Genomic DNA, 22634 nt, shown 5'->3' with positions numbered 1-22634 from the left:
ATGAATGAGTATACTTATCCGATTTTATTCGGTGTTGCTTTTGGGGTTATTTCAAGACTGTATATGCTAAGAACAGATTACAGGCAGTACCCTACCTATCTGCATGGTAAAATAATTCATGTTGCTTTGGGGTTTATTGCAGCCGGTCTTGGCACAATTGCCATCCCAGCAATAATGGAAGAAGAATTTACTGCGATTACCTTTCTCTCGCTTGCTGCTTCGCAATTCAGAGAAGTCAGAAACATGGAACGGAATACTCTGTCGGAGCTGGACGGATATGAGCTTGTTCCCAGAGGGAAAACCTACATTGAGGGAATTGCCGTTGCCTTTGAAAGCAGAAATTACCTTGTGATTTTTACTTCTTTAACGACTACCTTTGCGTATTTAGTTTTTAACATTTGGGCAGCCCTTGCAGCAGGTGTAATATGTCTGATCATTTCTAAAAAACTAATGGCCGGCAGCAAAATGAAGGATATCGTCCATATTGAATATAAAGAACCCCATTTTGAAGGCGCAGGTTTATATATTGATAACATTTATATAATGAATATTGGGATACCTGCAAAGCAGGAAGCTGTAATGAAATATGGCATGGGATTTATTTTGACTCCGAAAAATTACAATGCAAGAACGACCATTGCAAATCTTGGCCAAAGACAGGCGATTCTGCACGATGTGTCAACAGCTCTTGGTGTGCACCGCGATTCTGGTGAGCCATCCTTGGTTCCGCTTGCTAAACGTGATTTGGATGATGGAAGAGTAGGTGTATTTGTCCTTCCGCAAGGAGGGGACATTGAGCTTGCTAAAACGGTTATAGGGGAAGTTCCTACGCTTGAAAATGCGATTAGAATGCCAAGTGAATCCAAGGCGAATAAAAAAGGCAGGTCTGAAAAGTGAACACATCACTCGAAAAATATATTCTGGCAGCGGTAACGACAAGCCCTGAGAAAGTAACAGGCGGGACAGCCGTCTTTGTAGTCAAAACAAAAGAAGAAATGGATTTTTACGCAAAAAATCTAGAAGCGATTTTAGATGGAATAGCTCACGGAATTGGTGAAGATCTGTACATTATTGTAAAGCATTGAGTTGTACAACATGCTAAACTCTGCTAATATATAAAAGTTAAGCCCTTCCCGAAAATAGAGAAGGGTTTCTTTCATGAAAAGGGAAAGCTTATAATGTAAGATATGAACTTATATGTTGCCCGCATTAAAATACATAAACTGCAAGTTGAAAGGAAAGATTGCTATGGCTAAACCGGTAATTGCAATCGTCGGCCGCCCGAATGTCGGGAAATCGACGATTTTTAATCGAATCGTTGGCGAGCGTGTGTCAATCGTCGAAGATATACCAGGAGTAACAAGAGACAGAATTTACAGTTCAGGAGAATGGCTGAACTATCAATTCAACGTGATTGATACAGGTGGAATTGATATTGGAGATGAGCCGTTTTTAGCTCAAATTCGTCAGCAGGCTGAAATTGCGATTGATGAAGCGGATGTTATTATTTTTCTGACAAATGGACGAGAAGGTGTGACCGCTGCAGATGAAGAAGTGGCAAAAATTCTCTACCGCAGCAAAAAGCCGGTTGTCCTTGCTGTAAACAAAGTGGACAACCCTGAAATGAGAGCCAGCATCTATGATTTCTATGCGCTTGGATTTGGAGAGCCATTCCCAATTTCAGGATCACATGGTCTGGGACTTGGAGATTTGCTTGATGCAGTTGCAGAGCATTTCAAAAATATTGTGACGGAAGATTATGATGAAGAAACAATCAAGTTCAGTTTAATCGGACGGCCAAACGTCGGTAAATCCTCGCTTGTGAATGCACTCCTTGGAGAGGACCGCGTAATCGTGAGCAACATTGCAGGTACAACAAGGGACGCAGTTGATACAAGCTACCGGTATGAAGGACAGGATTTCGTTATTATTGATACTGCCGGCATGAGAAAAAAGGGAAAAGTATACGAGTCCACTGAAAAATACAGTGTTCTCCGTGCCCTGAAAGCCATTGATCGTTCAGATGTCGTACTAGTTGTCATTGACGGGGAAGAAGGCATTATCGAGCAGGATAAAAAAATTGCAGGCTACGCACATGAAGCAGGTCGTGCAGTCGTGATTGTCGTGAATAAATGGGATGCAGTTGAAAAAGATGAAAAAACAATGAAAGATTTCGAAACGAACATTAGAGAGCATTTCTTATTCCTGGACTATGCTCCAATCGTTTTCCTGTCTGCAAAAACGACCCGACGTATCCATACATTGCTGCCAAAAATCATTATGGCCAGTGAAAATCACTCTCTGCGTGTTGAAACAAGCGTCCTGAATGATGTCATCATGGATGCTGTAGCGATGAATCCTACTCCTACTGATAAAGGCAAGAGATTGAAAATTTATTATGCTACACAGGTTGCTGTTAAGCCGCCGGCATTTGCTATTTTTGTTAACGAACCAGAATTAATGCATTTTTCATATGAGCGATTCCTGCAAAACAGAATCCGCGATGCATTTGGTTTTGAAGGCACGCCAATTAAGATTTTCGCAAGAGCCAGAAAATAATAGGGGTGAATAGGGATGGAACGAATTGCCGTTCTTGGTGCAGGCAGCTGGGGAACAGCGCTTAGTATTGTACTAGCAGATAATAATCACGAAGTAAGACTATGGGGGCATCGCCAAGAGCTGATTTTACAAATTAATGAAACACACCGGAATCAAAAATATTTGCCTGATGTAGAGCTTTCAGATGCTATCAAAGGCTATACAGATTTAGCTGAAGCACTGAATTCAGTAAATATCGCGGTTTTGGCTGTTCCGACTAAAGCAATAAGAGAAGTTCTTCAGGATGTCATAGAAGTGATAGATCATAAATTGACGATTGTCCATGTAAGCAAAGGAATTGAGCCTGATTCCCTCATGCGCATATCTGAAATTATTAAAGAGGAAGTTCCTGTTAACCTCCTTCAGGATGTAGTGGTTTTATCAGGGCCAAGCCATGCTGAAGAGGTGAGCTTGAGACAGCCGACAACGGTAACATCATCATCCGATAACCTTGAAGCAGCAGAGCTTATTCAGGATTTATTTATGAATCAGCATTTCAGAGTGTATACAAACCCTGATGTCATAGGGGTTGAGATTGGCGGAGCTCTGAAAAATATCATTGCACTTGCAGCAGGAATAACGGACGGTCTCGGTTACGGAGATAATGCCAAAGCTGCTCTTATTACGAGAGGCCTTGCTGAAATAGCGCGCCTTGGCAGTATAATGGGCGGGAATCCGTTAACGTTTTCGGGACTCACAGGTATAGGAGACTTAATAGTTACTTGTACAAGCGTTCACTCAAGAAACTGGAGAGCCGGCAATTTGCTTGGAAAAGGCAAAAAGCTTGAGGATGTTCTTGAAAACATGGGCATGGTCGTAGAGGGCGTCAGAACGACTAAGGCAGCCTATCAGCTTGCCCAAAAATATGAAGTGAAAATGCCGATTACAGAAGCTCTATATGATGTCTTATTCAACGATAAAGAAGTAAAAGATGCCGTTGATTCCCTCATGGCCAGAGTGAAAACAAACGAAATGGAAGATCTTGTGAATATTAGTGGAAATCGCAGCTGACTCTTGTGGCACAAGGCCGGGAAATGCATAGAATAGCTTGAGTTTGTGAAAGAATAACAATCTTACTCATGAAACGGACCACTAGGTGCAAATGCGTGAATCACACTAAAGCATTGAATCACATACTTACGTTTCCTCTCTGCCCTTTAAAATGGCTTACTTTATCTTTAAAAATAGGCATTAGAGGATGCAAATGCTCTGAAATTCGCATAAAATGCATCGTAGTAAATTATGAGTTGCTCTAATCAATGGGTTCCGATTAGTCCGAAGTAAAACATGGCTGAAGTAAAGCTGCCCCCTCTTTACTTCGGTTTTTTTTGTTATGAAAAGGGATAAGCCATTGTGTTTCTTGGAAGTATGGCATACATAGAGAAGCAGAGTGAACGGCTAAGTTGCTGATTCATCTTTTTATGGTGATTATAACCCGAACTCGGCTAGAAAATCAGGATATCAGCTAAATATTGCCCAGTGCGGCTTAATAAGATGCAAAACGGCTATATTAAAAAACTGTAAAGCTATAATAAATGCAAAATCGACTAAATAAAATCGGAAAACGGCAAAATAAAATGAGATTTTGGCTAATAAATAGGCGAATTTGGCTAAATTATAATTTCCGGCTGTACCAGAATCGAAGTTTTAGCGCAGAAATGATATACCCGGACTTTTCTGTCGGATCCTTATCTGTCTGTCTGAGTCGAACTGTTTGCTCCACTGTTCATATTGTCCAGCTCCACCTCCTAACTCCTCTGCCAGAACGGATCAGCCTGAAAAGTCAAACCCAGACTTTCCAGTCTGCTCCTTATCTGTCTGTCGGAGCTAAGCAGTCGGTTCCGCTTTTCTAAGTAAACAGGCGATTCCGCATTTCTTGATGTCCAGCTCCATCGCCCAGCTCCTCGGCCAGAACGGATCAGCCTGAAAAGTCAAACCCGGACTTTTCTGTCGGATCCTTATCTGTCTGTCTGAGTCGAACTGTTTGCTCCACTGTTCATATTGTCCAGCTCCACCTCCTAACTCCTCGGCCAGAACGGATCAGCCTGAAAAGTCAAACCCGGACTTTCCAGTCTGCTCCTTATCTGTCTGTCTGAGTCAAACTGTTTGCTCCACTGTTCATATTGTCCAGCTCCACCTCCTAACTCCTCGGCCAGAACGGATCAGCCTGAAAAGTCAAACCCGGACTTTCCAGTCTGCTCCTTATCTGTCTGTCGGAGCTAAGCAGTCGGTTCTGCTTTTCTAAGTAAACAGGCGATTCCGCATTTCTTGTGATATAATATTTTTCGGATAATAAGGGGAGGTAAGGTAATGAGTCCAGGGTTGATGAAGATGTGGATTGCTCTCGCTTCAATGGGGTTTATGTTTGTTGCGATTATATCAATCTATTTCAGCAGATTTAAAATGAAAGGGTTTTTAAAGATTGCTTTTGCCGCAATTGCCTATTTTTTTATGATTCTGGCAGGATTGTTGATTATTTTCGTTGTTTTCAGCGGGCCTGTTAATGAATAAAGAACTTCACTATAAAGGAAGATTTTCATGAAAAAGCTTGCTTCTTTGTTACCTGTTTTTTTAATAATGACACTGCTCTCAGGCTGCTTGTATCCTGATCAGGAGCTAAGCCAGAATCAGGTTCCCTATGAAGATCAGATTGCAGGAGTTCAAAACACGGTTGACCGGTTTAAAGAAGATTCCGGTGGGCTGCTTCCGATTAAAACAAGAGATATGAAAACGCCTATTTATCAGAAATACCCGGTTGATTTCGCCAAGCTTGTGCCGAAATACATGGCTGAACCGCCTGGAACATCCTATGAAAGCGGCGGAGTTTATTTGTATGTGCTTGTTGATGTTGAGGAAAACCCAACGGTAAAACTGATTGACCTCAGAATCTCAGAAGCAATACGTGATCTAAAAACGAGGTTAAATGTGTATAAAGCATCGAACGGCGGCTATCCGCCTTATAAAGAGGTTGTAGCTGAAAACGTGTTTACCCTAGACTACAAGAAGCTTGGCTATGAGGAAGCTCCTCATGCTGTAAGCCCTTATTCCGGCGAAACACTGCCTTTTGTCATTGATAATACCGGGGAAGTATACGTTGATTACCGCATTGATTTGTACAAAGTATTAAGCGAAAAGAAAAATACAGCCGCAAAAGGTGAAGACATACGCAATCTTTTGGTTGAGGATTCTCCGTTTGTACCTGCATTTTCATTGCCTTATACAGTCAATGAAAAAAATGAACCTGTCTTTTTAGATAAATAAGTCATGAACCCTTCTTAAGAGAAATAAACTCTGAAAGAAGGGTTTTTCATTTTTTACAATCATATAAGAAAAATGAAATGAAAAAAATTTCAGATCACTGTCATAAATAAATAGGACAACGTCATAAATATATAGTGTCCTAAAACACGAAGAAGCAGACGGTCAATAACCCAAGAAGCCTATGATCGGGAGGGGATCACTTGGAAAAGGTAGATATTTTTAAAGATATCGCAGAGCGCACCGGCGGCGATATCTATCTTGGAGTAGTGGGAGCAGTAAGAACAGGCAAATCTACTTTTATCAAAAAGTTCATGGAGCAAGTCGTGCTTCCGAATATTGATAATGAAGCAGATAAGGCACGGGCACAGGATGAGCTGCCGCAAAGTGCTGCTGGAAAAACCATCATGACGACAGAGCCTAAATTTGTTCCGAATCAAGCGGTTTCGATCCATGTTGAAGAGGGACTTGACGTCAATATTAGATTGGTAGATTGCGTTGGTTATACAGTACCTGGAGCAAAAGGGTATGAAGACGAAAATGGACCAAGAATGATCAATACTCCGTGGTATGAGGAGCCGATTCCTTTCCATGAAGCGGCTGAAATCGGCACCCGCAAGGTGATTCAGGAGCATTCAACTATCGGTGTCGTCATTACGACAGACGGTTCAATTGGCGAAATCCCAAGAAGGGATTACATTGAAGCTGAAGAACGGGTTATCGAGGAATTAAAGGAAGTCGGAAAACCTTTCATTATGATTATTAATACGGTTCAGCCTTATCATCCTGAAACAGAAACACTCCGGAGACAGCTCAGTGAAAAATATGACATTCCGGTCCTTGCGATGAGTGTTGAAAGTATCCGCGAGACAGATGTCATGAACGTTCTCCGTGAAGCGCTGTATGAGTTCCCGGTGCTTGAGGTAAATGTGAATCTGCCTAGCTGGGTAATGGTTCTACGCGACAATCACTGGCTGCGGGAAAGCTATCAGGAAGCAGTCAAAGACACGGTCCAGGATATCAAAAGGCTAAGAGATGTTGATCGTGTGGTAGGTTATTTCAGTGAATATGACTTCATTGACCGGGCAAGCCTTGCAGGCATTGAAATGGGGCAGGGGATCGCTGAAATTGACCTGTATGCGCCTGATGATTTATATGATCAAATTTTAAAAGAGGTTGTTGGAGTAGAAATCCGCGGGAAAGATCACTTGCTGCAGCTTATGCAGGACTTTGCATATGCAAAAGCGGAATATGATCAAGTATCGGATGCGCTTAGAATGGTAAAACAAACAGGCTATGGCATTGCAGCGCCTGCACTCAGCGACATGAGCCTTGATGAACCGGAAATTATCAGGCAGGGTGCAAGATTCGGAGTCCGGTTAAAAGCTGTGGCCCCATCGATTCATATGATAAAAGTTGATGTGGAGTCAGAATTTGCTCCAATTATCGGAACAGAAAAACAAAGTGAAGAACTGGTTCGATACTTGATGCAGGATTTTGAAGATAACCCGCTGTCGATCTGGAATTCCGATATTTTCGGACGCAGTCTGAGTTCAATCGTGAGGGAAGGAATTCAGGCAAAACTTTCATTAATGCCTGAAAATGCAAGATATAAGCTGAAAGAAACGCTCGAACGCATGATTAACGAAGGCTCTGGCGGTTTAATCGCGATTATCCTATAGAATAGGAAAAAGAACAGATGACCACAAAAAAAGTGGTCATCTTTTTGTCTTTAAAAATAGTTTTCATTTCGATGACAATTAGCTTACAAAATTTTATTTTAATAAAATTAATGTTTACTTCTTTCTCAATATGTATTAGTGTTTTTAATAAGTTTTACATATTCCAAAATAATATTTACCTCTTCTACTATTTTTTTGTGAAATAAGTTCCAGGTGGGAATGCACGTTCGCTGAAATCACCTTCAATTATTGATTTATATAGGTTTTATAAAGGTTTCTCCTTGCTTAGCGAAAAAGGATATGTTAATCTACTATCAGAAATTATTTTCTGTATTGGTCGATTCTTCCTAGAAACCCAATATTCATGCGGAAAATCATTGAATTATAGCCGTTAATCGTATAAGATTAGCGTGTTAACAGTAAATGCTTATCTATCATGTATAGATTCTGCATAATCTGTGAAGAAATGAAAATAACAGAATGCTTTTATTGCTTAACAATCAATCTTTGGGAGGAGGTGAAAGGCATGAATAAAACAGAACTAATCAACGCGGTAGCAGAAGCTAGCGAATTATCAAAAAAAGATGCAACGAAAGCTGTTGATGCTGTTTTCGATACACTTTTGGATGCACTTAAAAACGGTGATAAAGTACAATTGATCGGTTTTGGTAACTTCGAAGTACGTGAGCGCGCGGCACGTAAAGGACGCAACCCACAAACTGGCGAAGAAATCGAAATCGCAGCAAGCAAAGTGCCTGCGTTCAAACCAGGTAAAGCTCTTAAAGACGCTGTTGCTGGAAAATAATGTGCTCTTACCCGTGTATGATGCATAAATTACATACACAATGATGCCATGGATAGCCCCTTTTATAGGGGCTTTTCCTTTGTTCTGGCACAAATTGCAGATATGAGCCTGACATCCTCTCTCTTATAAACTTCACAAGATACATCATTCTTTGCTTTTAATCTCTTACATATGCTAGAATCTGTATCAAATATATTGTTTTTTAGGAGGATATTTATGGGGCAAATTAATACACAGCAGATCGAAGAGGCAGTAAGGCTCATACTTGAGGCGATCGGGGAAGATCCAAATCGCGAAGGGCTTCTTGATACTCCCAAACGTGTTGCTAAAATGTATGCCGAAGTATTCTCAGGACTTAACGAAGATCCAAAAGAACATTTTAAAACGGTGTTCGGAGAAGACCATGAAGAACTTGTGCTAGTCAAGGATATTCCATTTCATTCTATGTGTGAGCATCACCTGGTTCCGTTTTTTGGAAAGGCTCACATTGCATACATACCAAAAGGCGGAAAAGTAACAGGGCTGAGCAAGCTTGCCAGAGCTGTGGAAGCAGTTTGCAGAAGACCTCAGCTTCAAGAGAGAATTACCTCGACGATTGCAGAGAGCATTGTTGATTCTCTAGAACCTCATGGCGTAATGGTGGTTGTAGAAGCTGAACATATGTGCATGACAATGCGCGGAGTCAAAAAGCCGGGAAGCAAAACGATCACATCCGCTGTCAGAGGGGTTTTTGTGAAAGATCCTGCAGCCAGAGCTGAAGTATTATCATTTATTAAAGAATAAGGGTTCGGGGGTGAACATATGAAAGACAACACAAATGATTTTTTAGTGATAAAAGCGGTAGAGGATGGAGTGAATGTCATCGGTCTGACCCGCGGATCGGATACTAGATTTCATCATTCAGAGAAGCTGGATAAAGGCGAGGTAATGATTGCCCAATTTACAGAACACACATCTGCTATTAAGATAAGAGGGAAAGCCATTATTCAAACAAGCTACGGAGAAATAGAAAGCGACTCCAGAAGATAATTTTCTGAGCTCTGCAGATATGGTATAATGAGTAGTATTCAGCTGAAAATGTTTGTTGCTGTTGCTGGCTTTTTCGAAAAAATATCTATTTACATGGGGACAAGGGTGATTCATTTGCAAGACATCTATGTACAAATGGCTAAGATAAAAGACGCGTTACACTTAAAGCTCACTCATCCATTTTTAGCAAAATATATACCTTCTCCTGTTATTGATGAAGATAAACTGCTCCTCTTCTATGCTTTGTTCGATCAGATTGATCTTCCAGTTGAAAAAAAAGAGAACTACATAATTACAGCGATGCTTGTGCAAATTGCCCTTGATACTCATGATGAAGTATCCACTTCCTTTCATTTAAAGCAAGAAGAGTTCATGCAAAGACAGCTGATTGTTCTTGCAGGAGACTACTTCAGCGCTCTGTATTACGCGTTATTATCAGAAATGCAGGACATTGGAATGATTCGAACGTTAGCAACGGCAATAAAAGAGATTAACGAACATAAAATTCGCCTGTACGAAGAGACTGTAAGTGATTTTGATTCATTCGTTGCAAGTATTATAAAAGTAGAAACAGCTATTTTTCAGCATGTTTCTGACTATTTTCAGGCAGGCTTATTCTCTAAGCTGACGACTAAATATCTGTCATACAAACGGCTGACGCTTGAGAAAAACAGATACAGCGCAGAATCTTTATCCATCATGAGAAATTTGGAGAAAAAGAAGAAAAATATCGGCACAATCGAATTTACCGGCGTGTATTTAAAAGAGTTCTGCAACCGTTATTTCGAAGAGACAGCCGACCTTTTAGAAAACTGTTTTCAGCAGCCGTCTTCTCTGCAGAAAGTCCTGTTAGCAAGATTGCAATCATTCAAGTATAATCAGGATATAAGGTATACTACGCTCGCGGAAGAAGGTTTATGAAATGCAGCAGTCGAAAGAAGAAAGAGTCCATTCTGTATTTGAAAAAATATATAAAAACTACGATAAGATGAATTCGGTCATCAGTTTTCAGCGCCATATTGCCTGGCGCCGGGAAACAATGAAACGAATGAATGTCAAACAAGGTTCGATTGCCCTGGATGTTTGCTGCGGTACAGCAGACTGGACTATTGCTATGGCTGATGCAGTTGGGGAGAAGGGCAGAGCGATTGGCCTTGATTTCAGCAATAATATGCTGAAGATTGGCAGAGAGAAAATAAAAAATTTCTCTAATATTGAATTAATTCACGGCAATGCCATGGAACTTCCATTTGAAGATAACACGTTTGATTATGTTACGATTGGTTTTGGACTTCGGAATGTTCCTGACTATATGACTGTGCTTAAGGAAATGCACCGTGTTGTAAAGCCGGGCGGAAAAGTAGTCTGCCTGGAAACCTCACAGCCTACCATGATCGGATTTAAGCAGCTTTACTATGGTTACTTCCGATTTGTGATGCCTGTTTTTGGGAAACTGTTTGCTAAAAGCTATAATGAATATTCATGGCTGCAGGAATCAGCTAGGGATTTTCCCGGAATGCGGGAGCTTGCACAAATGTTCAAAGATGCAGGCTTTAAAGATGTGGACGTGAAGCCTTTTACAGGCGGCGTAGCTGCAATGCATCTCGGCTGTAAATGATTTAGCAGTTTTGTTGTTTATTAATGCTGAAAGTCTGCTTCATAATGGAAGACTTCGGACATATTCAAGCACGAATCACAACAATATTATGAAACAGCCATGTTTTAAAAATGCGAGTATTTAGGTGAATTGAATGAAATTTAAAATGGCGTATTCGTTCTTAAATGCAGATCTTGATCTGATTGAACAGGAACTTGAACAAACGGTAAGCTCAACAGAGCCTTTGCTAAGCGAGGCAGGGCTTCACCTTCTTCAGGCAGGGGGAAAGCGCATCCGCCCTGTTTTTGTATTGCTTTCTGCCATGTTTGGCGAATATGATATCGATAAAGTAAAAAAAGTGGCCATCGCTCTAGAAATTATTCATATGGCATCTTTGGTGCATGATGATGTGATTGACGATGCCGAGCTCAGACGCGGGAAACCGACAATTAAAGCAAAGTGGGATAACCGCATTGCAATGTATACAGGGGATTATTTATTTGCAAGATCTCTTGAGATTATGACATCTTTAGAAAATATTGCGGCTCATCAGATTCTCTCAAAAACGATTGTTGAAGTTTCGCTTGGTGAAATAGAACAAATAAAAGACAAGTATGATTTTGACCAGAATCTGCGTGTTTATTTAAGACGCATAAAACGGAAAACAGCGTTATTAATTGCTGCCAGCTGTCAGCTTGGAGCGATTGCCGGCGGTGTTCCCGAATCCATACATAAAAAATTATTTCATTTCGGCTACTATGTAGGAATGTCCTTTCAAATTACAGATGATATTCTTGATTTTACCTCTACAGAAGAAGAGCTTGGAAAGCCAGTTGGCGGAGACTTGCTTCAGGGCAACATTACCCTTCCCGTGCTTTACGCAATGGAAAATCCCGAGTTGAAAAAGAAAATCAGCAAGGTAACTAGTGATACGCCCCAAGCGGAAATGGCGGAAATTATCGATGTCATCTCATCTTCGAATGCAATTGAACGGTCCATCCAAGTGAGTGACATGTATCTTCAGAAAGGGTTCAGCATTTTAAACCAATTGCCGAAAAATAGAGCAAGATCTGCCTTATCCAATATTGCAAAATATATTGGAAAAAGAAAATTTTAAATTCCTCCGCACCATACGATTGCGAAAAGAGTGAAAAAATGATACGATTTCCATGGGGCATGAAAGCCCATACATAACAATCGCGGGGTGGAGAAATTAAGATGGAAAAAACATTTATGATGGTCAAACCTGATGGCGTTCAGCGTCAGCTTATCGGGGAAATTATTTCCAGATTCGAAAGTAAGGGCTTACAATTAGTTGGGGCAAAATTAATGCAAATTCCAGTTGGACTTGCAGAGCAGCATTACGGAGAACACAACGGGAAGCCATTCTTTGGGGAACTTGTTGATTTTATAACTTCCGGACCAGTTTTCGCTATGGTTTGGGAAGGGGAAAATGTGATTGAGATCTCACGCACGATGATGGGCAAAACAAAACCATCCGAAGCATTGCCGGGTACAATCAGAGGCGACTATGGTTTATTCGTCGGAAAAAACATTATCCACGGTTCCGATTCACCTGAAAGTGCAGAGCGCGAAATTAACCTTTTCTTCAAACAAGAAGAATTAGTAGAATACGACAAAGCTATTCATACTTGGATTTATTAATCCGCTTAAAGCCAGCAGAAATGCTGGCTTTTTCCATATTCAAATATTCCCTCCTATTAAAACTTCTCACGCGAATCTTTATGAGTTTTCAGATTTTTTTATCCGTACCTCACAAGAATCTATCAATTTCCGATATACTGTACATAGAGGAATTTCTGCAGGAGAGTTGAGAAAGATGGATTATATGCAATTTCAGAAAGAGTTTAAAAAGTTAACAGGAATAGATCTTGCCCTTTATAAAGAGGCACAAATGAAAAGATGAATTACCTCTCTTTATTTGAAAAGGGGATTTAAGGATTTTAAAGAGTATTATTCAGCAATACAAAGAGAGAAGAAGCTGCTCTATGAGCTTTTGGACAGAATAACCATTAACGTAACAGAGTTTTATAGAAATAAAAAGCGCTGGGATCTTTTAGAGACTGAATTGCTGCCTGTATGCTAAACAGATCCCGCCCGCTGAAAATATGGAGTGCAGCCTGTTGAATCGGTGAAGAGCCTTTTACGATAGCGATGATTCTGTCAAAATATTTGCCATTGCGGTCTATTAATATCCTCGCAACAGATTTAGACATGTCATGGCGAGAGCAAAGCTTGGAATTTATCCGGAAAGAAGCCTTTCTGAGCTGCCGGAAGAGATGAAACGCAAATATTTTACTCAGGATGGGGCAGGCTATCAAATTAGTAAAGAAATTATTGAGACGGTACAATTTAATAAACACAATCTGCTCTCAGACCCTTTTGAAAAAGTATTTGATTTAATCGTTTGCCGAAACGTGCTGATTTATTTTACAGAAGATGCATAAAATTTGCTCTATAACAAGTTTTCAAAGGCATAAAAAAACAGGGGAATCTTTTTTATAGGGAGTACAGAACTGATTTTTTACAGCGATCAATATAATCTGGAATCAGCAGGTACTTTTTTTTACAAGAAAATCTAGCCGTAAACTTCCTATTCAATTGCCTCTACATATGATATAGTGTTACTTAAAATAATTTAGTGTTACTTAAAAGCGTTAGTGCGCTGAAGGGAGAGCTTTAGATGAGATACTTAACAGCAGGAGAATCACATGGACCGCAATTAACCGCGATTATTGAAGGAGTACCGGCGGGTCTGTCTATTACCGCAGAGGATATTAACCTTGATCTTACGCGCAGACAAAAGGGTCATGGAAGAGGAAGAAGAATGCAGATCGAGAAGGACGAGGTTCAGATCACAAGCGGAATCCGTCATGGAAAAGCACTGGGCTCTCCAATCGCACTTGTTGTTGAAAATAATGATTGGAAACATTGGACGAAAATAATGGGCATTGAGCCTTTGGAAGATGGCGAAGAAAAAGATATTAAACGTCAAATAAGCCGTCCTCGTCCTGGCCATGCAGATTTAAACGGTGCTATTAAATATGGCCACAGAGATATACGCAACGTGCTTGAACGCTCTTCAGCCCGTGAAACAACGGTCAGAGTTGCGGTGGGCGCAGTTGCAAAGAAATTATTGGCAGAACTTGGCATTAAAGTGGCAGGTCATGTAGTGGAAATAGGATCCATCAAAGCTGAAAAAACAGAGTATTCTTCGATAGAAGAGTTACAGCGGATCACAGAGGGATCACCTGTGCGCTGCCTGGATGAGAATGCTGCAGTGAAAATGATGCAGGCCATTGATGATGCAAAAAGCAACGGCGATTCTATTGGCGGTGTTGTGGAAGTCATTGTAGAAGGAATGCCTGCAGGAGTAGGAAGCTACGTCCATTTCGACCGCAAGCTTGATTCGAAAATTGCAGCAGCCATCGTGAGCATCAATGCTTTTAAAGGTGTTGAATTTGGTATTGGCTTTGAAGCTGCCCGAAGATTTGGCAGTGAAGTACATGACGAAATTATTTGGAGTGAAGAGACAGGATACTCCCGCAAGACAAATCGTTTAGGCGGTTTAGAAGGCGGAATGTCTACTGGTATGCCGATTGTGGTCAGAGGGGTCATGAAGCCGATTCCAACTCTTTATAAACCGCTTCAAAGTGTGGATATTGAAACGAAAGAGCCTTTTTCAGCAAGCATTGAACGGTCTGACAGCTGTGCAGTCCCGGCTGCAAGTGTTGTCGCTGAAGCAGTTGTGGCATGGGAAATTGCGAATGCGGTTCTTGAACAGTTCGGTTCAGACCGGATGGATTCGATTCGTGAGCACGTTCAGGAAATGCGCGAGTATGCGAGGAAGTTCTAATGAAGAATTTGCTTATTGAAACTGCTTCCGGATCATATCCTGTTTCAGTTGGAAGAAATATCATTGAAACAAAGCTTGTTGAACAAATAGGGGAAATTAAGCCTACAAGCATACTGATTATAGCTGATTCAGCTGTTCAAAGCCTGTATGGTGAACAGCTGCTGAAAGTACTGAGGAGTTCTTACAAAGCGGAAGTCTACATTGTACCGAGCGGGGAAGAATATAAATCATTTGAATCTTTTTATGATATTCAATCATTCGCTCTTAAACTTGGACTTGACCGGAAATCTCTCATTCTTGCATTCGGCGGAGGAGTCATTGGTGACTTGGCTGGTTTTGCTGCTGCAACATACATGAGAGGCATCCCGTTTATTCAGCTTCCGACTACTCTGCTTGCACACGATAGTGCCGTCGGAGGAAAAGTCGCCATTAACCATCCAGAAGGAAAGAATATGATCGGTGCGTTTTATCAGCCCCGTGCGGTCATTTATGATCTGGCTTTTTTATCAACATTGCCACGTCATGAGCTTCGTTCTGGCTTTGCTGAAGTAATTAAGCATGGACTGATTGGAAATGCTGATTTCTATCATTGGCTGACTGCTGAAATTTCTGTTCTTGATGATCTAATTGATGAAAAACTTCAGCATATGATTATTGAAGGTATTCGTGTCAAAGCGGCAGTCGTAAAAGCAGATGAAAAGGAAACTGGTGTGAGAGCTCATCTGAACTTTGGCCATACCCTGGGACATGCGATTGAAGCAGAAGAAGGATATGGAAAGATCAGCCACGGAGATGGTGTTGCCATAGGTATGCTTTTTGCGATTTGGCTCAGCGGGAGGGTTTATAAATTGAATCTTCCTTATGAAAAAATCAAAAAGTGGTTTAAAGAATTAGGCTTTCCAGTTGAAGTTCCGGAAAACTTATCTACTGATGCGTTAATCAGCAGAATGCTAAAAGATAAAAAGTCGCATTCCGGGACGATCACTATGGTTTTGTTAAGAACCGTCGGAGCACCAGAAATTTCTCCTTTCGAAAGAGATCAATTAAGATCCTTGCTAGAAACATGGAGACAGGAGGGATCAGTTTGATTCGTGCAATTAGAGGGGCTGCAACAGTTGAACTTAATGATGAAGCTCTAATCATCAAAGCAACTGAAGCTCTGCTTTTAGAAATGATTGAAAAAAACAATGTAGATCCTGAAGATGTCGCATCTGTCCTGCTCTCAATGACAGGGGATTTAGATGCGGTGTTTCCAGCAAAAGCTCTGCGAAACTTTGATGGCTGGGAATATGTCCCTGTCATGTGCATGCAGGAAATCCCTGTAGCAGGAAGTCTTGAAAAGTGCATCAGGGTCATGATGACTGTACAGACCGGCCTAAATCAAAAAGAAGTAAAGCATGTTTACCAGGGGAATGCGATTGTGTTAAGACCTGATTTAACAGGTGAAAGAATAAAATCAGCATTTAAATGAGTGCCCCTAGATCAGTTTATCTATTTACTATGATGAGCATAAATGTCCCTTCGGAGGAAACATCATTTCGTTGACAGAAAACAGCATGTGTATTAAGATAAACCCCAAGAATAGAAATTAGAAGAGAGCTTCTAATATGTTCCAGTTCGTTAGATGAGTATAGTGAGAAAGTCAGATCAGTTTAGTCAAAAAGGAACTAGTTTAGCATGAGTTTAGGGTAGCCGAGAATGAGTTTAGCTGAGGTCTTTTATATTTTCCGTTACGGTTAAGACTACCCAAAAACAGATTCTTTGTTTTTGGGTTTTTTCTTTTTACCGCAGCGTTTCCGCTTAAAACCTCCTAAATACTTATTCTCCACAATGCTGGAGGAGTGAGTACTTATGTTTCATACCGATTTTGCCTCATTTAAACAAGATAGTATGAGCTATCAAACAATACCTGTTATTAAGTCTTTTCAAGTTGATACGTTCACCCCGATTCAGCTCTTCAAAGTGTTTGAAGATGAAGCGGTGTATTTATTAGAAAGCAAAGATGAAGAATCGTCGTGGTCACGTTATTCATTTATTGGGTTAAATCCTTTTTTGTTCATTGAGGAAGAAAATGACCGTTACTGTGTGAGATCCAAGCAAAGAAAAACAATCTATGAATCATCTTCTTTGAAAGAAATCTTCCTCTGGATGGATGGCTATTTAAAAGTAAAGCTTCCAGATCTTGATATTCCTTTTGCAGGGGGAGCCGTAGGCTATTTAGGATATGATTCTGTCACGATGTTTGAACGAGTTCAAAAGCATGACAATCAAGATTTAAATTTTAAAAAGTGCTTATTATTCGTTTGCCATACGATGATAGCGTTCGATCATATTGATAAAACACTCTCTTTTATCCATTACGAACGTCTATCTGGAAAAGAATCAGAAGCAGGCAAGCGCGCAGTCTATGAGATTGCTGAAGCTAAAATCAATCAGCTGATCTCACAATTGACCGAAAAAAGAGACTTCAATGATTTGATGCTCTCTCCGATGGATCAGGCATCTGTTTCGTTCGAAGGAGTAAACTCCAATTTTGAAAAAGATGATTTTCTGAATTCAGTTGAAAAAATCAAAGAATACATCAAAGCAGGCGATATCTTTCAGGGAGTTCTTTCTCAGAGATTTGAAGTGCCGATTACGGCCAAAGGCTTCGATTTATATCGAATGCTGAGGGTTGTGAATCCCTCGCCCTATATGTTCTACATTAAATTTGATGAGACTGAGCTGATCGGCAGTTCTCCGGAAAGACTGATCTACGTGCAGGACGGCTACTTGGAAATCCATCCGATTGCAGGGACCAGAAAACGCGGAAAGACAGAAGAAGAGGATCTGCGTCTCGAGGAAGATCTGCGCAGCGATGAAAAGGAAAAAGCAGAGCATTATATGCTTGTGGACCTTGCAAGAAATGATATTGGGAGAGTTGCAGATTACGGGACAGTCAAAACTCCGGTGTTAATGGAGCTCGGACGATTTTCACACGTGATGCATTTAATTTCAAAGGTGACCGGCCGATTAAAAACCGGCACACATCCAATTGATGCCCTGCTGTCATCTTTCCCTGCCGGAACGGTATCAGGTGCCCCGAAAGTCCGTGCCATGCAGATTTTGCAGGAGCTTGAGCCAACAGCAAGAAACGCTTATGCAGGGTGCATCGCTTATATTGGCTTTGACGGGAATATTGATTCATGTATTACGATCAGGACGATTGCGTTGCAGGGCGGAAAAGCCTATGTTCAGGCAGGAGCTGGAATAGTAGCTGATTCAAAGCCAGAACTTGAATGGAAAGAGACGCGAAATAAAGCAAGTGCCTTAATCAAAACGATTGAACTTGCTGAAAAAGTGTTTGGCAAAAAGGAGGAGGCTCAAAAATGAAAACATTACTCAGCAAATGCATTGAAGGCCACACGCTGACAGAAGAAGAAGCAACTGCTGCCATGAATCAGGTAATGGAGGGAAAAGCCACTTCCAGCCAAATCGCAAGTTTTATTTCCATATTAAGATTCCGCGGCGAAACGGTTGACGAGCTTGTCGGTTTTGCAAAAGCAATGAAACAGCATATGACTCGCATTGATTATGCAGAGGATCTGATTGATACGTGCGGTACAGGGGGAGATGGGGCATCGACATTTAATATCTCGACTGCATCAGCCATTCTTGCATCTTCTCTCGGAGCAAAAGTAGCAAAACACGGCAATCGTGCAATCTCATCCAAAAGCGGCAGTGCAGATGTGCTTGAACAGCTTGGAATCTCCATTCAAACAACACCGGATGAAGCGAAGCTCGCTCTGCAGGCTTATGATATGAGTTTTCTATTCGCGCCAATCTACCATTCTTCAATGAAGCACGCCGTAAGTCCAAGGCAGGAAATCGGCTTTAGAACGGTCTTTAATCTACTTGGTCCATTAGCAAATCCTGCCAATGCGAAGCGCCAGGTGATGGGGGTGTTTTCTACAGAGTATGCAGAGAAAATAGCCTATGCCCTTCGCGTACTTGGCTCAGAGCATGTTCTTCTTGTAACCGGAAGAGATGGCCTTGACGAATGCAGCATTACAGGTGTAACAGATATTGTTGAACTGAAAAAAGGCAAGATTGACCGTTATGAAATAAACCCTGAAGAGATGGGTCTTGAGCGCGGCGAATTAAAAGATATCCAGGTTGAGAGTCCGGCGGAAAGCGCAAAACTGATTCTCGATGTGTTCGAGGGGAAACGCGAAGGGGCAGCAGCAGACATTGTTGCACTGAATGCTGGTGCTGCTTTATATGTAGCAGGCAAGACTGATTCATTGGCTGATGGAGTGAAAAAAGCGGCGGACGCAATCGAAAATGGCACAGCCTATCGTCAGCTCGCCCGTCTTCAAAGTAAGAAGGAGGAGCAATATGCTTACTAAAATTCTTGAAAAGAAACGGGAAGAAGTCCTTTCGCTTACTATTCCTGAAAGAAAAAACGTTTCTGAACGGTCATTTTACAATGCCTTGAAGCAATCAAACAGAAAACCTGCTTTAATTGCAGAAGTAAAGAAGGCATCTCCCTCTAAAGGGGTCATTAAAGAAAACTTTCATCCGGTGGAAATTGCAATAGCATATGAAGCTGGAAAAGCCGATTGTCTCTCTGTTTTAACGGATGAAAGCTTTTTTCAGGGCCATCGTGATTTTATAGCTGAAATTAAGAAAGAAGTCAGTCTCCCTGTTTTAAGAAAGGATTTCATTATTGATCACAAGCAAGTAGAGGAATCCAAGAATATAGGAGCAGATGCCATCCTCTTAATAGGAGAGGCACTTGCAGCAAGAGAGCTGCACGAACTGTATTTGCATGCATATGAGCTGGGCATGGCTGTTTTAGTGGAAGTGCATTCTCTGGCAGTTCTGGAAAAGCTTCTGCCTGCGTTCACCCCAGAAATACTTGGTGTGAATAATAGAGATCTTTCAACCTTTAAGACTGATATCCATCAAATAATGACGATAAGCAGATCCGTTCCGAAAGATACACTGCTTGTAAGTGAAAGCGGGATTTTTACATTTGAAGATGTTAAGACTGTTCAGCAAGAAGGCGCTAATGCCATTTTAGTCGGAGAATCACTCATGCGGGAGAATGATCAAACATCTGCCATCAAAGCCCTGTACGGAGAAGAAAATGAATAGACCTTTGATTAAGCTTTGCGGAAATCGTTCTTTGGAAGATTTAAAAATGACAAGCGGGTCAAATGCAGACTATCTCGGACTTATCTTTGCCGAAAGTAAGCGCAGGGTGCAAGCCCATCAGGTAAAAGAATGGCTTGATTCAGTTGATATAAAGGATAAACAGTTAGTTGCGATTTTTGTAAATGCCAGCCTGAATGAAATAGAAGATATAATGAAAAAGCTCCCAATTGATGTCATTCAATGCCATGGCTCTGAGACAGTCAGCGAAGTAGCTGAAATCAAGCATCATTTTAATCGGAGAGTATGGAAGGCATTGCCACACTATGAGGGAACTCTGTCTGATATGAGATTATATGCAGATGCAGCGGATGGCTTTGTGATTGATTCTAAAGTCAAAGGTGCTTTCGGAGGAACAGGACTGACGTTTGATTGGTCAAATGTACCATGTTATATACAGGCAGCTCAGAAATTGAACAAAACACTCTTTATTGCAGGAGGCATTGCTCCTGACAATATTCATCAGCTGCTCGGGCTTCATCCGCCGGGAATCGATATTTCAAGCGGGATTGAACAAAAAGGAAAAAAAGATGAGACCTTGTTGACAAGGCTAGAAGAAAGGGTGAATCACCATGTATCAGTTTCCAGATGAATTTGGCAGATTCGGAGATTTTGGAGGAAAGTATGTACCTGAAACGCTAATGCAGCCGCTTGAGGAGCTGCAAGAGGCATTTGCAGAAGCGGTGGCAGATCCTGCATTTATGAATGAATACCAACGTCTTCTATTTGAATATTCCGGAAGGCCTACAACATTGACGTATGCCGAAAACGTGACGAAAAAACTTGGCGGAGCAAAAATTTTCTTGAAACGCGAGGATCTTAACCATACTGGCGCCCACAAAATCAATAATGCGATTGGGCAAGCCCTGCTTGCACAGAAAATGGGGAAAACAAAGATCATCGCAGAGACTGGTGCAGGCCAGCACGGTGTTGCGGCAGCAACGGTTGCAGCAAAGTTTGGACTGGAATGCAAAGTCTTTATGGGTGAAGAAGATGTCATGAGACAGCAGCTCAATGTCTTTCGGATGAAACTGCTCGGGGCAGAAGTCATTCCTGTTCACAGCGGCAATAAAACACTGAAGGATGCTACAAACGAGGCGATCAGATACTGGGTCCAGCATTGCGAGGATCATTTCTATATGATTGGTTCAGTAGTCGGACCTCATCCCTATCCGCAAATGGTCAGAGAGTTTCAAAGAGTAATAGGAGATGAGGCAAAGCAGCAGCTGGCTGAAAGAATGGACTGCCTTCCTGATAAAGTGGTTGCATGTGTCGGCGGAGGAAGCAATGCGATCGGCATGTTTGCAGCCTTCATTGAAGAAGATGTTGACCTAGTAGGAGTAGAAGCTGCCGGTAAAGGCGTTGATACACCTCTCCATGCTGCAACAATCACTAAGGGCACAAAAGGGGTTATTCATGGTTCACTCACGTATCTTTTGCAGGATCAGTACGGACAGATTATTGAACCATATTCTATATCTGCAGGGCTTGATTACCCTGGAATAGGACCTGAGCATGCGCACCTTGCAGACACCGGCCGAGTGAAATATGAGAGTGTAACAGACGATGAGGCATTAGAAGCGTTAACCAGCTTAGCTAAGGAAGAAGGAATTCTTGCGGCTATTGAAACTGCTCATGCTCTCGCAAAAGCATTCCAGCTTGCGCAGGAAATGGATCCGGACGAAACGCTGCTCATCTGTCTATCAGGACGGGGAGACAAAGATGTTCATACACTAATGAGTTCACTTGAAGGGAGCGATAAGAATGCAGGAATACTTGCAGAAGCAGCTGGAGCAAAATAAGAAATTATTTATCCCATTTATTACAGCAGGCGACCCGAATGGCGAAGCTACAATCGGGCTCGCTCTTACTCTTCAGAAGGCTGGAGCTGCAGCTATTGAACTCGGCATTCCATATTCAGATCCCCTTGCGGACGGGCCTGTCATCCAGAGGGCTTCACAAAGAGCGCTGTCAGAAGGAATGAATATCGTAAAAGCCATGGAACTTGTACCCTCCATGCGTGAAAGAGGTCTAACTATTCCAATAATTCTTTTTACGTATTATAATCCTGTGTTACAATTAGGAAAAGAATCCTTCTTTTCTTTAGCGGAGAAAAACACAATAGACGGACTGCTGATTCCAGATCTTCCTTTTGAGGAGAGCGGGGAGTTAAGAGAGTCCTGCAAGCAGCATGGAGTCACGTTTATTTCAATGGTTGCCCCTACTTCTGCTTTGCGGCTAAAGAAAATTGTATCAAGTGCTGAAGGCTTTCTATACTGTGTTTCATCGTTAGGTGTAACGGGATCGAGAAAGACGTTTGATCAGCGCATTTTCGATTTTCTGAGTGAGGTAAACCGAGAAGCTTCAGTCCCTGTCGTTGTCGGTTTTGGTGTTTCATCAAGGGAACATGTAGAAGAACTGACGAAGGTATGTGACGGAGTTGTTGTTGGGAGCGCATTAATAGAAGAAATAGAGAGGTTATCTTCAAAATTGAAAGAGGCTGACTCACTGGATGCTGCGCTGCTTGAGTTTGAAGAAAAAGCGGGCTCATTTGTTTCAGATGCTAAAGTAAAAACAGGATGAAATGAGCAG

General features: G+C 41.5%; 23 protein-coding genes and 1 pseudogene. All 24 read left to right on the top strand.

Annotated elements, in window-relative coordinates; all coding sequences use genetic code 11:
* The 24 genes and pseudogenes from LIT25_17270 (at position 1) to trpA (ending at position 22625) form a co-directional block, all read left to right on the top strand.
* Positions 1-897 carry a YIEGIA family protein gene (locus LIT25_17270; GenBank protein ID USK32342.1) on the top strand — a complete coding sequence of 299 codons (897 nt, stop codon included), beginning with the start codon at positions 1-3 and terminating at the stop codon, positions 895-897.
* Positions 894-1085: a hypothetical protein gene (locus tag LIT25_17265; protein ID USK32341.1), complete on the top strand. Its 192-nt coding sequence runs from the start codon at positions 894-896 to the stop codon at positions 1083-1085. The genes LIT25_17270 and LIT25_17265 overlap by 4 nt, the downstream gene beginning before the upstream one ends.
* A 163-nt stretch (positions 1086-1248) precedes the next feature.
* Positions 1249-2559: a ribosome biogenesis GTPase Der gene (gene der, locus LIT25_17260; GenBank protein ID USK32340.1), complete on the top strand. Its 1311-nt coding sequence runs from the start codon at positions 1249-1251 to the stop codon at positions 2557-2559.
* 15 nt (positions 2560-2574) lie between these two features.
* A complete protein-coding gene (locus tag LIT25_17255) occupies positions 2575-3609 on the top strand; it encodes an NAD(P)H-dependent glycerol-3-phosphate dehydrogenase (protein USK32339.1) in 1035 nt (344 codons plus the stop codon).
* A gap of 1299 nt (positions 3610-4908) precedes the next feature.
* Complete coding sequence (locus tag LIT25_17250; GenBank protein ID USK32338.1) at positions 4909-5109, top strand: DUF2768 domain-containing protein; 201 nt, start codon at positions 4909-4911, stop codon at positions 5107-5109.
* A 27-nt stretch (positions 5110-5136) separates the two neighbouring features.
* Positions 5137-5859, top strand: coding sequence for a hypothetical protein (locus LIT25_17245; protein USK32337.1), 723 nt, complete (start codon positions 5137-5139; stop codon positions 5857-5859).
* A 200-nt stretch (positions 5860-6059) separates the two neighbouring features.
* Entirely contained in the window at positions 6060-7538 is a 1479-nt protein-coding gene (gene spoIVA / locus LIT25_17240) for a stage IV sporulation protein A (protein USK32336.1), read from the top strand.
* A gap of 526 nt (positions 7539-8064) precedes the next feature.
* Positions 8065-8343 carry a non-specific DNA-binding protein Hbs gene (gene hbs, locus LIT25_17235; protein USK32335.1) on the top strand — a complete coding sequence of 93 codons (279 nt, stop codon included), beginning with the start codon at positions 8065-8067 and terminating at the stop codon, positions 8341-8343.
* 216 nt (positions 8344-8559) lie between these two features.
* Entirely contained in the window at positions 8560-9126 is a 567-nt protein-coding gene (gene folE / locus LIT25_17230; protein ID USK32334.1) for a GTP cyclohydrolase I FolE, read from the top strand.
* An 18-nt stretch (positions 9127-9144) separates the two neighbouring features.
* The gene (gene mtrB, locus LIT25_17225; GenBank protein USK32333.1) at positions 9145-9372 is read left to right on the top strand and encodes a trp RNA-binding attenuation protein MtrB; all 228 of its coding nucleotides are present in this window, start codon (positions 9145-9147) and stop codon (positions 9370-9372) included.
* A gap of 27 nt (positions 9373-9399) precedes the next feature.
* Positions 9400-10293 (top strand): heptaprenyl diphosphate synthase component 1, encoded by an 894-nt coding sequence (locus LIT25_17220; GenBank protein USK32332.1) that lies wholly within the window; start codon positions 9400-9402, stop codon positions 10291-10293.
* Between the two features lies 1 nt (position 10294).
* Entirely contained in the window at positions 10295-10990 is a 696-nt protein-coding gene (locus LIT25_17215; GenBank protein USK32331.1) for a demethylmenaquinone methyltransferase, read from the top strand.
* A gap of 133 nt (positions 10991-11123) precedes the next feature.
* The gene (gene hepT, locus LIT25_17210; protein ID USK32330.1) at positions 11124-12086 is read left to right on the top strand and encodes a heptaprenyl diphosphate synthase component II; all 963 of its coding nucleotides are present in this window, start codon (positions 11124-11126) and stop codon (positions 12084-12086) included.
* A 101-nt stretch (positions 12087-12187) separates the two neighbouring features.
* Positions 12188-12634: a nucleoside-diphosphate kinase gene (ndk, locus tag LIT25_17205; protein ID USK32329.1), complete on the top strand. Its 447-nt coding sequence runs from the start codon at positions 12188-12190 to the stop codon at positions 12632-12634.
* 175 nt (positions 12635-12809) lie between these two features.
* Positions 12810-13572: pseudogene (locus LIT25_17200) on the top strand (protein-glutamate O-methyltransferase CheR).
* 101 nt (positions 13573-13673) lie between these two features.
* On the top strand, positions 13674-14846 hold the full coding sequence (gene aroC, locus LIT25_17195; GenBank protein ID USK32328.1) for a chorismate synthase: 1173 nt from the start codon (positions 13674-13676) through the stop codon (positions 14844-14846).
* Positions 14846-15934: a 3-dehydroquinate synthase gene (aroB, locus tag LIT25_17190; protein ID USK32327.1), complete on the top strand. Its 1089-nt coding sequence runs from the start codon at positions 14846-14848 to the stop codon at positions 15932-15934. The genes aroC and aroB overlap by 1 nt, the downstream gene beginning before the upstream one ends.
* Positions 15931-16317, top strand: coding sequence for a chorismate mutase (aroH, locus tag LIT25_17185; GenBank protein ID USK32326.1), 387 nt, complete (start codon positions 15931-15933; stop codon positions 16315-16317). The genes aroB and aroH overlap by 4 nt, the downstream gene beginning before the upstream one ends.
* A gap of 380 nt (positions 16318-16697) precedes the next feature.
* Entirely contained in the window at positions 16698-18218 is a 1521-nt protein-coding gene (gene trpE, locus LIT25_17180) for an anthranilate synthase component I (GenBank protein ID USK32325.1), read from the top strand.
* Entirely contained in the window at positions 18215-19234 is a 1020-nt protein-coding gene (gene trpD, locus LIT25_17175) for an anthranilate phosphoribosyltransferase (GenBank protein ID USK32324.1), read from the top strand. Before trpE ends, trpD begins: the two co-directional genes overlap by 4 nt.
* Positions 19224-19985, top strand: coding sequence for an indole-3-glycerol phosphate synthase TrpC (gene trpC / locus LIT25_17170; GenBank protein USK32323.1), 762 nt, complete (start codon positions 19224-19226; stop codon positions 19983-19985). Before trpD ends, trpC begins: the two co-directional genes overlap by 11 nt.
* Complete coding sequence (locus LIT25_17165) at positions 19978-20634, top strand: phosphoribosylanthranilate isomerase (protein USK32322.1); 657 nt, start codon at positions 19978-19980, stop codon at positions 20632-20634. Before trpC ends, LIT25_17165 begins: the two co-directional genes overlap by 8 nt.
* A complete protein-coding gene (gene trpB / locus LIT25_17160) occupies positions 20615-21844 on the top strand; it encodes a tryptophan synthase subunit beta (GenBank protein USK32321.1) in 1230 nt (409 codons plus the stop codon). The genes LIT25_17165 and trpB overlap by 20 nt, the downstream gene beginning before the upstream one ends.
* Positions 21807-22625 carry a tryptophan synthase subunit alpha gene (trpA, locus tag LIT25_17155; protein ID USK32320.1) on the top strand — a complete coding sequence of 273 codons (819 nt, stop codon included), beginning with the start codon at positions 21807-21809 and terminating at the stop codon, positions 22623-22625. Before trpB ends, trpA begins: the two co-directional genes overlap by 38 nt.
* Positions 22626-22634: the final 9 nt, after the last annotated feature.

Origin of the sequence: Bacillus sp. F19 (assembly GCA_023823795.1) — a bacterium.
Classification (GTDB): domain Bacteria; phylum Bacillota; class Bacilli; order Bacillales; family Bacillaceae; genus Bacillus_P.
Note: the sequence above shows the minus strand (reverse complement) of the source record. Positions and strands in the feature narration are given on the sequence as shown.